Below are 13,090 nucleotides of genomic sequence, written 5' to 3' on the forward strand. Positions count from 1 at the left end.
TCGGCTGCAGTACGGCTCACCCGGCGTCTCCGGCGACGAATGCCTCGCCGGCGATCTGTTCCACCGCGCGTCGGGCGGAGCTCAGCTTGGGGGCGTAGAGGCAGAAGTCGTGCGGCAGGTCGGGGAAGTGCAGGTGACGTACGTCGGCTGATCGATCAGCCACGTACCGAGCCCACTCGAGTCCTTCGTCGCGAAGCACGTCGCATCCGGACGTCACGATCGAGCAGCCCGCCAGCGCGGAGAGGTCCGAATCGGACAGGTCCATCGGGTTGAAGGCGATCTCCCGGAAGAACGGTTGCAGCAGCGACGTGAAGTAGCGCATGTCGACACCGTCAAGGAAGTACCCGGTCCCGAAGGCCTGGTAGGACTCGTGCTCCACGTCGAGGTCGAGCACCGGGTAGATCAGCACGATGCGAGAGAAGACCCTCGGCAGCACCCTCACGCCGAGATAGAGCGCGAGCAGTCCTCCGACGCTGTCTCCTGCGACGATCAGCGGACGATCCGTCACCTCTCGGCAACGGCCCGCGATGCGAGCGGCCAGGTCCGCCACCGAGCGCATGACGTCGTGCTCCGGTGCCTTGTCGTAGTCAAGAGCCTCCACGGGGGCGCCGAGCCGGTCTGCGAGGATTCGCAGGTACGGTCGGAAGGTCGAGGTCGAGTAGTAGACCATCCCCCCGCCGTGAAGGTAGAGGACCCACGGGCTCCCTGGTGCCTCCTTCTCCGGGTAGATGACCACGGAGCGCCGTTCCTGGTCCTCGTGCGCCTCGTCCTCCAGGTCGGCCTCACCGCCGAATAGGCCGACCCAACGTTCGGCGTTCCGCCGATCGTCGTCCACCCTCCCCGTGGATCCTCCCGCAGTCACGAGCGAGCGGGCCATCGCCAGTCGGCCGAACTCCGGGTGCAGCGCCGAGCGCTCCGACTCAACCATGGCCGTAACCCTCGAGCGTCGTCGCCGTCCCGCCGATCTCAAGGGCGAAGCGCGTCCCGTTGACGTCCCGAGCCGCATCGGCGAGTCGGCGAACCAGCTCCTTCTCGTCGGTCTTGCCGGTCGACGAGACCGAGCGGTTCGGCGACCACGCGACGAGTGACGGCTGCATGTACTGAGGCAGCATCTCCGTCAGCCGCTTCTCGACGTGCTCGATCACCCTGCGGTCCGGCGAGGTCACCACCAGGGCGATGACGTCGTGGCCGTTTCGCTTGACGAGCCCGACAGCGGCTTGCTCGACACCGGGGCAGCTCATGGCGGTCTGCCGGATCTCGGCCAGGTGGATCCGGCGGCCGGAGAGCTTCACCTCGTCGTCGTCGCGCCCCCGGAACACGATGTCACCGTTCTCGTCGTAGCTGCACCGGTCACCGGTGCGGTAGAAGCGCAGCCCGTCGGTCTCGACGAGTAGGCGTGCAGACTCCTCAGGACGATCCAGGTATCCGCGCATCACCTGGGCGCCTCCGACCCAGAGCTCGCCGACCACTCCCGGCTCCACGATCACTGCGCCGTCCTCGACGATCCTGGCGCAGACCCCACGGAGGGGCCGTCCGATCGGGTAGGAGACGTCCCTGTCCTCATCGACCTTCGTGATCTCGTATGCGAGGCAGACGATCGTGGCCTCGGTCGGTCCATAGACGTTGAGGACGCGGACATCGGGAAGACGGCTCTTCCAGGCGTTGATGACGGCCGGGTCGCAGACCTCGGCCCCCGTCATCACCATCTCCAGCCCAGGGGCCGCATCCCGCGTCAGGTGACGCCCGTCGCCGGTGATCATCTTCAGGAGCGTCGACACCGCGATCAGGTGGGTGATCCGCTCCCTCGTGATGACGGCACGCATGATCGCGCCCACCTGGATCCCACGGAACTGGAAGACGAACGCCCCGAGGGACAAGGGGAGCATCGTGTCCTCGATCGAGACGTCGAAGTGGAACGGAGAGAGACTGAGCACCCGAGACTCTGGCGTCAGTCGCAGCACCTCGTTGTGCGCTCCGAAGTAGGCGACGAGATTGGGCACGGTGATCTCGACGCCCTTGGGCTCCCCGGTCGACCCCGACGTGAAGATGATGTACGCGAGATCGTCGGCTCCCCGCGCATCGACGGTCGACCATCCGCTGGGTGGCCCGGAGAGGATCATGTCGACCTGGTTTCGGTCGACCCAACGACCGTCTCCGGCCACGGGGTCACGATCGTCCAGGGCGACGACCACCCGCGGGCGAAGGCGCTCGATCAGCGCGGCCAGGCGCGGTGCCGGGGCCTCGCCGTCGAGCGGGACATAGACCGCACCACACTTCCAGATCGCGATCGCCAGGAGCGGCATGAGCGCAGACTTCTCGGCGATGACGGCGACCCGGTCCCCCACCCCGACCCCTCGCTCGGCCAGCTGGGCAGCGAACGTCTGAGACAGGTGCTCGAGCTCTGCGAAGGTCAGTCCGACAGTCCCGTCATGGACGGCCAGACGGTTGGGCCACCGCTCAGCAGCCGGTCGAATCAGGTCGCCGAGCGCGGGTACCGAGCTCGCCTGTTCCGATCGGTCGAGCGACCACGGAGGCATCGAGCGGAGTGCACTTCCGTTGATCACGTGAGGTCACGCCCTCTCGTCTCGTAGGTGAAGCGGCGCTTGGGCTTGGAGACAGCACCCATGCGCTCGTAGAAGCCGATCCCGAGCTCGTTGTCCGGGGGGGTCTGCCACTCCGCCCAGTCGCATCCCTGAGCGGTCGCGAACGCCCGCAGCTGCTCGAGGAACAAGCGACCGACGCCCCTTCCTCGGAAAGGCTCGCGGATGTAGAGGCAGTCCATGTGGGCAAAGCGACGGGCGCTCCACGTCGCGAAGTCCGTGGTCGCCGTCATGAAGCCGCAGGCTTCCCCGTCCTCGATGGCGATCCAGCCGTGCAGGGCTGCTGGCTCGGCGAACAGCGCCGACTTCCAGCGACCGACATGCCCATCGTCATGAAACTCCGCGTTCTCGTAGGCTGCGTGCTCTCGACACAGCTCGAGCAGCATGCCCAGGTGGTCCGGGTGGACCGGTCTGACCTCGACGTCGGGACTCATACCCACCCCGAGAAGCTCGTGCCCAGATACGCGGTGACCGACGAGTCGTCCACCCGTCCCTGGGCAAGCACCGTGTTCACCCAGGCGTTGCGTTCGAACGCGATGATCGCCAGCTCCCATACGCAGGCGATGAGCTCGCGCTGCGCGAGAGGTGCGAACGACTCACCGCCTTCCTCCGCACCAGATGTTCCACGTACCCAGTGCTTGAGCATGTCCGCGTCGAACCACTGGGAGAGCAGGAGGTAGGTACCTTCCTTCCCGTGGTGCAGGATCAGGAATCCGAGCGGGTGGTCGCCCTCCCCTGGAGGTGTGTCCAGGACCGAGGTCACCTGTTCTCTCAACCACTCCGGATCGGGGTCGCGAGAGAAGGAGTCGGGCTCTGCAAACATCACGTATACCTTCAGGAGGCGACCGCCCGCCTCCACCGGCGGCAGAGCCCTGACCAGTCTGGGCGCGTACACGAGCTGATTCATCGACGTCCTTTCGTCATCACCGGCAATGAGCCCGGTCAAGTCTCCTGTCGAGACCACCCGACGTTGACAAGACCCTCGAAGGGAAAGGCGGTCAACCCGCGATGGCCGCCTCGACGACCACCGATTCCATCGAGAGCAGCAGCTTCTCGATCTCCTGAGCAGGAATGAGCTCGGTGTCGGCCATCAGGAACAGTCGACAGGTGTTGGTCGCATCCTCCGTGTGCACGAAGAATGTGGCATCCTGCCGTTCCCACGAACCGACCAGGCTGATCTCGGTCTCTTGCGCAAGCTCGCGAAGACGGTCCGGCTCCGAGTCCCACTCAGGAATATCGCTCCAGTCACGCCCGATTCGCATGTCGTTGAAGAAATACCCGAGATCGAGCGCTCCGCCGTTCTGCGTACGAATGCGTTCCAGCACGTCGTCGAGGACCAACGGGTCGTACTGCGCATGTCGATAGGCGTTCAGACCTGCCCCGAACGCCCGCTTCGCGACCGTCTGGAAGTCACCGTCGACAGCCGCCGGCGAGGTGTCGATGACGAAGAGAGCGTTCTCGGCCAACGCACCGACCAGCCCCCGGCTACGGGCGTCCAGTCGATTGGCTGCGATGAGCTGGAGGGCGACCTCCTTGCGTCCGGTGTGTCGACCGACGACCACTGCCGTCGCGGCGAGCAGCACAGTTCCGGTGCTGACGCCGCAGCGCGTGGCCACGGCGCTCGCTGCGACCGCGAGAGCCGTCGACGACATGCCCAGGCGCACGAAGCGCCCTGGGCGGCCCGTGTCGACCACCGGGCGGACCGGGCTCGGCGGGTTGGAGGAGAGCGTCTTCGACCAGTAGTCCACCGCAGCGACCCCACGTGCCGCGCCAGCACCGTCCGCTTCGGCGGCAGCCTGGTCCACCGGTTGCCAGTGGGGTGCAGGCCCTGCGTCTCCTCGCAGCAGGCCGATGAGGTCCTGCTTGAGAAGGTCCGCCGACCAGCCGTCGACGGCGAGATGGGAGACCACCATCACGACCTTGCGCGGCCGGCTGTCCTCGAGCACGATCGAGAAGCGCACCGGTAGTTCCTCGGAATGACGGAACGACCGCCCCATGAGGTCTTTCACGACCCCGCCCGCCACCTCGGCAGAAGCGTTCTCACGGGCGGGGACGAGGTCCACGACCAAGCGCCCCGCAGGACGAACGTCCTGCGTCCAGCCCGCGGCCGAGTCGTGGAAGAGCGTACGCAGCACCTCGTGCCGAGCAATAAGGGACCCAAGCGCACCGTCTAGATCCCCGACCGCCATTCCGTCCGGAACGTCGATGACGCGGAAGAGATTGAAGTAGTGGGCATCCTCTGCAAGCCAACGGATCGACTTGTAGATGGCCTTCTGACCCCACATCATCGGCCCAGAACGCCCGACGAGCTGGTCGAACTCGATCGACCGTGTCGATAAATCCACTGAGACCCCCCTGAGTCAGCATGCCCATTCAGAATGGCGAGCATCGCTCGTCTCTCAGTGGGACGACACGCAGTCAAGCGAAGTTCGTGAGCATCCGCAACCATCATCTCGACATACGAGATGAGCAAAATTCCTGACGCTCGGTCGGTTTTCTTGCTCGACGACCTGGGACCAGGCACGTTGCCGTACGGCGCACTCCGTTGCCTTTTAAGAGTACGAATGTGCCATAACAATGCATGCCCGGGCCCTCCTTCCCGACAGTGCGTAGGTTCGAAAGGGTGGGCCGAGCCCGGCATGCCGACGATCCAGAAGCCGCTCGCCAGGTCCCTCGTGTCGACGGCCATCCGGACCGCCGGCCTGGGTGGCCCACACGGATCGACGCCGACCCAGGGTCCCGCGGCCGACCTGTATTGGGCCACCCTTCCCGGAGGGCCGACCCGCGAGGGAGACCGACGCCCCGAGGCAGGCTTGCGAGCCGGCGGGACGCGGTCGGAACCCGAGACCGCGTCGCCTGCCACCGACGTGCCGCCGACGTGCCGCCGACGGAGCGTGACCGGCGCGGACTCGTGAGCGGTGAGGATCCTAGATCGCTGTGGGGGACGGCATCGCGACCGCCGCCGCTACATAGCCGTCACCGACCGACCAACGACCCGCCAGGCCACCAGCGAGAGCACCGAGGGACGCCTGCGGAGCCAGGACCTGCGCGGAGAACGTGCCGTCCGTCCGCAGCACGACGCTCGCGCCGGCGAAGCCGAGCGGTATCCGTCCGACAGGAAACCACCCCTTGTAGACCGCTTCCTTGGCACAGAAGAGAAGCCGGTCCCAGTGGATCGCTGGCACATCTCGCCGCAGCACCTGGATCTGCGCGGCCTCGTCGGGGAGGGCGACCAGATCGAGCACGCCGTCTGGAAGCCGTTCGTGCGGTTCGGCGTCGATACCCAGGGCGATGACGTCCGCCACCCGGGCGACGGCCGCTGCGCGGTAGCCCCGGCAGTGGGTGATGCTCCCGACGAGGCCGTGCGACCACACGGGCTCCCCCTGAGGGCCGCACGGGACCGGGACGACGGACTCGTCGAGCTCTGCCATGGCGCGGCGGGCGCAGGCGCGCCCGCTGACGAACTCCCTGCGGCGCTCCTCGACCGCATCGGCGATCGCGCTCTGCTCGTCGTCGAACAGCGGGACGTCGAGGTCGCATGACGACTCGTGCACCGCGACGGTCGGCGGCAGAAGACGCCTCATGGTCACGAGACCAGTCATGAGACGGAGGTCCGCGACCGCACTACGAGGTACCCGCATGGGCGAAAGGTCGCGTCGGCGTGGCGCACAGGCATGGGCCGCATACTGCCAGTCGCGGCGGCGTCGTTGGCGCCCGTCCCACCCGAGGCGGCGCCGGAGTGCCGTCCTCCGACCCGCGGTCGCCTCGTCCACGGCGGGAAGCGTGAGGGATACCAGGCAGCAGAGAGCACGAAGGCCAGGAACCTTGCGGTTCCTGGCCTTCGTGTTCTGTGCGCCCGGAGGGATTCGAACCCCCAACCTTCTGATCCGTAGTCAGATGCTCTATCCGTTGAGCTACGGGCGCCCGGCTGTTCGTGATTTCTCTTGAGCAGCCGTCGAGAAGACTACAACGAGAATCGCTGGATACTCAAACCGATACGGCCTGACCAGCCACTTCGTGACGCACGACACCACGACGGCCGCGTTGCGACCCGCCACGACGGCGCGACGAACCGCGGAGCAACCGCGGAATCCCGCCGCTCCCGCCGCACGAGGCGCGGCCTCGCCTAGAGCGGCACGTCCCGGCCGAGCACGATGGTCCGCTCGCGGGGCAGGTCGAGCGTCTCGACGGGGTCGGGCACGATCCGGTACAGGCCGAGGAAGAGTCGTTGTGCCCATCGCGGCATCCTGGACCGCGGGCTGAGCCGTGGCACGGACAGCGACACGAAGTAGGTCGCGGTCCCGAGGTTGATGCCGTGCATGGCATCGGGGGCGTCGCGCTGGACCTGGCCGAGGAGCCGCACGACCCGTGGTCGCTCTCGGAAGCCGTACGTCGCGACGATCTCGACGACCCCCTCGTCCCCGGCAGCGGCCACGCGGTACCTCTCGGGGGCCGGGACGACGGGCCGGTCGGTCGTCGCCCAGCTCACGAGCAGGACGTGGCGCTGGAGCGCGTGGTTCTGCTCGACCATGGAGCGCAGCGCGAGCGGCACGACACCGCTGTGCCTGCTGAGGAAGATCGCGGTCCCTCGGGTCCTGGTCACCGAGCCGTGGGCCTCGAGGACGTCCTCGACGCGCTGGACGGTGGTCTCGAGCGCGAGGCGCCCGCGGCTGACGTGCCGCTGGCCCGTCCACCAGGTCGTCATCACGACGAACACGAGGGCACCGATCGTCAGGGGGAGGCAGCCGCCGGAGCCGACCTTGGCGAGGTTCGCGGCGAGGAGGACGAGGACCACCAGGAGGATCGAGCCGGCGACGACGACGCTGCCGGTGAGGCGCCGTCGGGACGTCCAGCCGTGGGCGAGGTAGACGACCGTGGTGATCGAGATGGTCAGCGTCACGGCGATGCCGTACGCGGAGGCGCGTAGAGGATGCTGACGACGAGGGTCAAGGACCACAGGACGGTCGAGGTCATGCCGTAGACGAACGTCCGGTCGATCTGTGCCCCGGCGCCCTGAGCGGTCGCGACGACGGCTGTCGCGGCGCACAGCGGGCTGGTGCCGATGTCCCCGAAGACGACGCCCAGCGCGCCGACGAGGGCGAGGGCCCCGGGCGCCCCACCGCGTCCCGCCGCATCGTCCGCAGTGCGTGAGATGACCCCTCCTCGCCGCGCGTCGCTGGGCGCCCGTCCGCGAGCCCCCGGTCTCCCCAGTGTCACGCCGCGGGGGCGGGGCGGCCAGGCGATCACATCGGACGTCATACCTCCTGTACTCTCGCCTCAGCCGGCACGACCGCGCCGACACCCGCGGGCGAGCGCCCGCGGACCGATGGCCCGCAGACGGAGGAACCCACCGTGAGACTCGCTCGGATCGACACCCCCACAGGCCCTCGGCCCGTCGTGCAGGACGGCGACCTCTGGGCCGTCGTCGTGGACCACTACGCCCCGGTCCTCGAGCGCACGGGCGAGACCCACCCTGTGGACGGCGCACGCCTCCTCGCGCCGTGCGAGCCGCGTGTCGTGCTCGGCATGGCGCACAACAGCGGCCCCGCGGACCGGGCCGTCCCGCCGCAGGCGTTCACCAAGTCGGCACGCACCGTGATCGGACCGGGCGAGCCCGTGCGGCTCGACCCGGCCGCCGGCAGGGTCGTGGTCGAGGGCGAGCTCGCGATCGTCGTCGGCCGCACGGCCCGCCATCTGACGCCCGAGCAGGTTCCCGGCGTGATCCTCGGCTGGACCGTGGGCAACGACGTGACGGCGTACGAGCAGAGCGCGTTCGACGACAAGTTCACGCAGTCCAAGAACGGCGACGGCTTCACGCCGCTCGGCCCGTGGATCGAGACGGGCCTCGCGACCCCGGGAGACCTCGCGATCGAGGTCCAGGTCGACGGCGTCACGCAGGCCGAGGCGTCGACGTCGGGCCTGGCGTGGGACGTCGTCGAGCAGCTCGTCTACCTGACGTCGCACCTGACCCTCGGCCCGGGCGACGTGGTGCTCACGGGGTCGCCGAGCACGTCGGCGCACGTCGTGCCCGGCCAGACCTCCTCCATCACGATCGAGGGCGTCGGGACGCTCACGAACCCGATCGTCTGACCTGGCCGCCGGGGGCTCAGCGCGACGCCCCCCCCCCCGGGCGTCGCCCGTTCGTGACCCACCGCAGCGCCCACTCGAGCGGCCCGTACACGTGCCGTCCGAGCCACCACCGGCTCAGGACGAGCTGGGCCGAGAAGGCGACCGCCACGAGCCCGAGCACCACGGCCGGCGCGACCTGGTCCACGAGCCCCAGGCCGTAGCCCGTGAAGACGAGCGCGAGCACGGCCGACTGGCCGACGTAGCCCGTGAGCGCCATGCGTCCGGCCGGCGCGATCGAGTCTCGGACGCGCGGCGAGCGCCGGAACAGCGCGAGGCATCCGACGACGTACGCGGCGGTCAGGAAGGGGGCGGTGAGCTGCCCGACGCCGAACGCGAGCGTCTCGAGCCCTCCTCCTGGTGCGCGAACCACGGTCCAGGCGTAGAAGGTCCCGCCCGCCAGCCCGACCGTCAGACCGAGTCCCAGCGACCACCGCACCGCGGCACGTGGCAGCGCGCGGGCAAACAGCTCGTGCCGGCCGGCGGCGAACCCGAAGAAGAACATCGCGAGCGCGCTCGGGCCCTGGAGGAGGACGATCGCCGCCACGACCTCCGGGCGGTGCCCCGCGGTGAAAGCGAACGCCTCCCCCGCGTCGCCCCCGAAAGCCGTCGCCTTCGCGAGGGCCTCGCCGGCCCCCGCCCCCGGAGGAGCCGCCGCGTAGCCCGCGGCGAGCTGGAGCACACCGAGCCCGACCCACAGGACCGCCACGGCCGCGAGCAGCGCGCTCCCGAGGACCACGGCTCGACGCGGGGTCATGTTCCTGGCCACCAGGAGCACGAGGGCGAGCCCCGCGTAGACCACGAGGATCTCGCCGGAGTAGAGCGCGACGCCGTGCACCGCCCCCAGGACGGCGAGCCCCAGGACCCGCCGGAGCATCCGCCCCACGAACGAGACGCCGTCCCGCTCGGCCGAGGCCATCTGGAGCGTGAACGAGTAGCCGAAGAGGAACGAGAAGAGCAGGTAGAACTTGGTCTCGAACAGGGCGGCGACCACGAACCGCACCGCGTGGTCGACCGGGCCGTCGAACGCAGGGTTCCCGCTCGCCGTCGCGTAGTAGGGGTCCGCGAACGCCCACACGTTGACCACGAGGATCCCGAGGAGCGCGAAGGCGCGCAGCGCGTCGACGTCGGCGAGCCGGCGCCCTCGGCCCGTCGTTCCCGCTGCCGCAGGTGCGCGTCCCGCCGCACCTCGCGCCCCCTGCCCCGCACTCACGACTCGCCCGCCAGGAGCGCCGTCGCCACGCGCCGCAGCGTGGTGCTCTGCGAGCCTGCGTCGAAACCGGGGTCTGCGGCGACGCGCGCGAAGACGCCGTCGACCAGTGCCGCGAGCCAGGTCGCACCTTCCTCGACGGACAGCGTCCTCGAGACCTGACCGGTCCGGACCCCAGCAGCCAGCAGTGCGGCGAGGGCCGCGCGGAAGGCGCGGTCGCCGGCCTGCATCCGCTGCTGCACGTCCTCGTCGCGGTGGGCGAGCGCGGAGATCTCGAGCGCGAGCCCGGCGGCGACGGGGTCGGAGGCCAGTCGGCAGACCTCGTCGAGGAGCGCGAGCAACGCCTCCCAGGGATCGTCGGCGTGGGCGAGCTCGCTCACGCCGGTCGCGGTGCGCTCGGCGTCCCGGTCGACGACGGCGAGCAGCACGTCGTGCTTGGTCGGGAAGTAGTGGAAGAGGTTGCCTGCGCTCATGCCCGCTCCCGCGCAGATGTCGGCCGTACGGGTCGCGTCGTAGCCGCGCCCGGCGAAGCAGGTCTCCGCCGCGTCGAGCAGCGCTGCCCGGCGAGCGGCACGCTGCTCCTCGTCGACCGTCCTCATGATCCCACCTTTCTTTGACTGAGCACTCACTCAACGATACAGAACGCTCTCGGGCGGGGCAAGCCCCGTACACCGCGAGGACGGCCACCGGTCCCCCCAGGGCATGACCCGCCGTCGGGCAGGTCCACACCGTGGCCGGACGCGGCAGGCCCTGTCCCCCGCGAAGGATGGGGGCATGACGAACCTCGGCCCTGCCCCCTCGACCGGCTCGCCTCTCGTCGCCTCCGGGCTGACGAAGGTCTACGGCACCGACCACACCGCCACGCACGCCCTCGCGGGCGTCTCCCTGACCGTCTCCCCCGGCGAGTCCGTCGCCATCATGGGCCCCTCGGGCTCGGGCAAGACGACGCTCCTGCACTGCCTGGCGGGCATCATCAAGCCCACGTCGGGCACGGTGTCCTGGCGCGGCGAGGACCTGACGACCCTGAGCGAGGGCCGTCGCACGGCCCTGCGCCGCCAGGACTTCGGCTTCGTGTTCCAGTCGGGCCAGCTCCTGCCCGAGCTCCCCGCGGTCGAGAACGCCGCCCTGCCGCTCATGCTCGCGGGAACGCCGCGCACCGAGGCGACGCAGGTCGCGGCGTCGTGGCTCGCGCACCTGGGCCTGGCGGGCATGGAGCAGCGCCGCCCGGGCGAGCTCTCGGGCGGGCAGGCGCAGCGTGTCGCGATCGCACGGGCCCTCGTCGGGTCCCCCGGCGTCGTGTTCGCCGACGAGCCGACGGGCGCGCTCGACCAGGGCACGGGCGCCGAGGTCCTGTCGGTCCTCACGTCCGCGGTCCAGGCGTCGGGCGCGGCGCTCGTGATCGTCACGCACGACGCGGGCGTGGCCCGCTACTGCTCGCGCACGGTCACGATGCGCGACGGCCGCATCTCGGGCGAGTTCCACGCCACCCCCACGCAGGGAGCGGCCCGATGAAGGCCACCCTCGACCTGTGGTGGCTCCTGCGCCGCCGCAGCTCCGACAGCCGCGACCCCCAGGGGCTGACCAACGTCCTGGCGATCATCGCGTTCGCCGCGACGACCGCGATCCTGCTCGTCGTCGTCGGCGGCGTGGGGGCGTTCGTGGAGCGCGCTGGCGGGATCGAGGGCATGTCGGCCGGGCCCGAGGCAGGGGCGAGCTCCTACGACAGCCAGTACCCGATCTTCGCGGCCATCGCGTCCCTCCTGCTGCTCATCCCGCTCGTCACGCTGGGCGGGGCCGCGGCGCGCCTCGCCGTGGCCCGTCGGGACGCCCGTCTGGCGTCGCTGCGCCTGGCCGGGGCGACGACCGGGCAGGTCGCGACCCTCACGGTGCTCGACGCGGCCGCGCAGGCCCTCGTGGGCGCCCTGGCAGGGCTCGTGGGCTACGCGGCGCTGCTGCCCCTGGTCGCACAGCTGCGCTTCCAGGGGCGGACGTTCGGCCTCGCCGAGCTGTGGGTCGGCGTCCCGGCACTGCTTCTCGCGGTCGTGGGCGTCGTGCTCGTCGCGCTGGTCTCGGCCGCGGTCTCGCTGCGTCGGGTGGCGATCACCCCCCTGGGCGTCGCGGCCCGCGTGACCCCTCCGGGCATGAAGGCCGTGCGGCTGCTCTCGATCGCGGTCGCCTTCGTCGCGATGCTCGTCGTCACGAACGTCTCGTTCGGCGGGGCAGGGGTCACGATCGCGATCCTCACCCTCGTGCTCGTGGCCGGGTTCGCGACGCTCAACGTCGTCGGTCCGTTCGTCATCTGGGTCGTCGGGCGGATCACCGCGCGCAGCGCGAAGAGGGTGCCGACGCTCCTCGCGGGCCGTCGCATCGTCGACTCGCCCAAGACGGCGTGGCGGTCGGTCGGCGGCGTCGCCCTCGCGACCTTCATCGCCGGGATCACGAGCATCTTCGCGCTGTTCGACCCGAGCATGGGCGCCGACCCCGAAGAGGTCCAGTTCGTGGGCGACCTGGTCACGGGCGGCTTCCTGACCCTCGCGATCGCGGGCGTCCTGGCTGCTGTCTCGACGGGGGTCATGCAGGCCGGACGCGTGATCGACCAGCGGGGCGAGTATCGCGCGCTGACCCTCGCGGGCACCGACCTCAAGACCCTCGACAAGGCGCGGTTCCGCGAGACCGTCATCCCGCTGGCAGCGAGCGTGGGCCTCGCGACCGTCGCCTCGCTCCTGTTCATGGTGCCCGTCCTCGGGCTCAACACGTTCGCGAACGTCGACGTGGTGCTGCAGTTCCTGGCGTGCGTCGCGGGGGCCTCGGCGCTCGTGCTCGCCGGGGCGGCCGCGTCACGGTTCGTGGTCCGCTCGGCCATGGCGGCCTGAGGTTCGCCACGCCCACGGCGACCCGACGGCGGAGCTCACGTCCCGCCGTCGGGCCGCGGCGTGCGGGACGAGCGGTGGGGGGCGCCGACTCGGCGCACTCTTCCGGGGCAACAGAAAAGGCCCCGGGCCTGACGCAGCCGGGACCTTCCTGAGCGGAGACGGAGGGATTTGAACCCTCGAACGGGTTGCCCCGTTACCACCTTAGCAGGGTGGCGCACTAGACCTGACTATGCGACGTCTCCATGCTCGGATGCTAGGCACCGAGCGTCGCAAGGCTACCT

At 69.9% G+C, this 13,090-nt stretch carries 13 protein-coding genes and 2 tRNA genes; 3 read left to right on the plus strand and 12 right to left on the minus strand.

The genetic code is table 11. From position 1 onward, the window contains the following. Positions 1-16 precede the first annotated feature (16 nt). The 9 genes from H9640_RS06060 to H9640_RS06100 all read right to left on the minus strand — a co-directional run bounded on the left by H9640_RS06060 (position 17) and on the right by H9640_RS06100 (position 7,859). A complete protein-coding gene (locus H9640_RS06060) occupies positions 17-928 on the minus strand; it encodes an alpha/beta hydrolase fold domain-containing protein (RefSeq protein WP_191789829.1) in 912 nt (303 codons plus the stop codon). Beyond that, positions 921-2,537: an amino acid adenylation domain-containing protein gene (locus H9640_RS06065; protein WP_191789830.1), complete on the minus strand. Its 1,617-nt coding sequence runs from the start codon at positions 2,535-2,537 to the stop codon at positions 921-923. Before H9640_RS06065 ends, H9640_RS06060 begins: the two co-directional genes overlap by 8 nt. A gap of 23 nt (positions 2,538-2,560) precedes the next feature. Further along, on the minus strand, positions 2,561-2,986 hold the full coding sequence (locus H9640_RS06070; protein WP_204807180.1) for a GNAT family N-acetyltransferase: 426 nt from the start codon (positions 2,984-2,986) through the stop codon (positions 2,561-2,563). A gap of 44 nt (positions 2,987-3,030) precedes the next feature. Then, a complete protein-coding gene (locus H9640_RS06075) occupies positions 3,031-3,507 on the minus strand; it encodes a hypothetical protein (RefSeq protein WP_191789832.1) in 477 nt (158 codons plus the stop codon). A 91-nt stretch (positions 3,508-3,598) separates the two neighbouring features. Then, positions 3,599-4,945 carry a condensation domain-containing protein gene (locus tag H9640_RS06080; protein WP_191789833.1) on the minus strand — a complete coding sequence of 449 codons (1,347 nt, stop codon included), beginning with the start codon at positions 4,943-4,945 and terminating at the stop codon, positions 3,599-3,601. Positions 4,946-5,527: 582 nt separating this feature from the next. Next, positions 5,528-6,184: a 4'-phosphopantetheinyl transferase family protein gene (locus H9640_RS06085; protein WP_204807178.1), complete on the minus strand. Its 657-nt coding sequence runs from the start codon at positions 6,182-6,184 to the stop codon at positions 5,528-5,530. Positions 6,185-6,451: 267 nt separating this feature from the next. After that, positions 6,452-6,524 (minus strand) — tRNA-Arg (locus tag H9640_RS06090). 202 nt (positions 6,525-6,726) lie between these two features. Further along, positions 6,727-7,500: a KUP/HAK/KT family potassium transporter gene (locus H9640_RS06095; protein WP_191789835.1), complete on the minus strand. Its 774-nt coding sequence runs from the start codon at positions 7,498-7,500 to the stop codon at positions 6,727-6,729. Further along, positions 7,497-7,859, minus strand: a complete 363-nt coding sequence (locus H9640_RS06100; protein WP_191789836.1) for a KUP/HAK/KT family potassium transporter — start codon at positions 7,857-7,859, stop codon at positions 7,497-7,499. Before H9640_RS06100 ends, H9640_RS06095 begins: the two co-directional genes overlap by 4 nt. A 93-nt stretch (positions 7,860-7,952) precedes the next feature. Between H9640_RS06100 and H9640_RS06105 the strand changes: the two genes are divergently transcribed. Continuing rightward, complete coding sequence (locus H9640_RS06105; RefSeq protein ID WP_191789837.1) at positions 7,953-8,690, plus strand: fumarylacetoacetate hydrolase family protein; 738 nt, start codon at positions 7,953-7,955, stop codon at positions 8,688-8,690. Between the two features lie 16 nt (positions 8,691-8,706). On the opposite strand, the gene H9640_RS19600 is transcribed toward H9640_RS06105, so the two are convergent. Then, on the minus strand, positions 8,707-9,939 hold the full coding sequence (locus H9640_RS19600) for a DUF418 domain-containing protein (protein ID WP_191789838.1): 1,233 nt from the start codon (positions 9,937-9,939) through the stop codon (positions 8,707-8,709). Continuing rightward, positions 9,936-10,535 (minus strand): TetR/AcrR family transcriptional regulator, encoded by a 600-nt coding sequence (locus H9640_RS06115; protein ID WP_191789839.1) that lies wholly within the window; start codon positions 10,533-10,535, stop codon positions 9,936-9,938. Before H9640_RS06115 ends, H9640_RS19600 begins: the two co-directional genes overlap by 4 nt. A 175-nt stretch (positions 10,536-10,710) precedes the next feature. On the opposite strand from H9640_RS06115, the gene H9640_RS06120 reads away from it, so the two are divergent. Together H9640_RS06120 and H9640_RS06125 are read left to right on the plus strand one after the other, a co-directional pair. Next, positions 10,711-11,448, plus strand: coding sequence for an ABC transporter ATP-binding protein (locus H9640_RS06120; protein ID WP_191789840.1), 738 nt, complete (start codon positions 10,711-10,713; stop codon positions 11,446-11,448). Then, positions 11,445-12,809, plus strand: a complete 1,365-nt coding sequence (locus H9640_RS06125) for an FtsX-like permease family protein (RefSeq protein ID WP_191789841.1) — start codon at positions 11,445-11,447, stop codon at positions 12,807-12,809. Before H9640_RS06120 ends, H9640_RS06125 begins: the two co-directional genes overlap by 4 nt. A 153-nt stretch (positions 12,810-12,962) precedes the next feature. Here H9640_RS06125 and H9640_RS06130 read toward each other — a convergent pair. Beyond that, positions 12,963-13,051: transfer RNA gene (locus H9640_RS06130), tRNA-Ser, on the minus strand. Positions 13,052-13,090: the final 39 nt, after the last annotated feature.

It is taken from the genome of Oerskovia gallyi, assembly GCF_014836745.1.
Lineage (GTDB): Bacteria > Actinomycetota > Actinomycetes > Actinomycetales > Cellulomonadaceae > Oerskovia > Oerskovia paurometabola.

Coding starts and splice junctions, on each gene's coding strand:
- H9640_RS06085 (WP_204807178.1), bottom strand. CDS start 6,184: ATGAGGCGTCTTCTGCCGCCGACCGTCGCGGTGCACGAGTCGTCATGC.
- H9640_RS06060 (WP_191789829.1), bottom strand. CDS start 928: ATGGTTGAGTCGGAGCGCTCGGCGCTGCACCCGGAGTTCGGCCGACTG.
- H9640_RS06075 (WP_191789832.1), bottom strand. CDS start 3,507: ATGAATCAGCTCGTGTACGCGCCCAGACTGGTCAGGGCTCTGCCGCCG.
- H9640_RS06120 (WP_191789840.1), top strand. CDS start 10,711: ATGACGAACCTCGGCCCTGCCCCCTCGACCGGCTCGCCTCTCGTCGCC.
- H9640_RS06070 (WP_204807180.1), bottom strand. CDS start 2,986: ATGCTGCTCGAGCTGTGTCGAGAGCACGCAGCCTACGAGAACGCGGAG.
- H9640_RS06065 (WP_191789830.1), bottom strand. CDS start 2,537: ATGCCTCCGTGGTCGCTCGACCGATCGGAACAGGCGAGCTCGGTACCC.
- H9640_RS06100 (WP_191789836.1), bottom strand. CDS start 7,859: ATGACGTCCGATGTGATCGCCTGGCCGCCCCGCCCCCGCGGCGTGACA.
- H9640_RS06125 (WP_191789841.1), top strand. CDS start 11,445: ATGAAGGCCACCCTCGACCTGTGGTGGCTCCTGCGCCGCCGCAGCTCC.
- H9640_RS06115 (WP_191789839.1), bottom strand. CDS start 10,535: ATGAGGACGGTCGACGAGGAGCAGCGTGCCGCTCGCCGGGCAGCGCTG.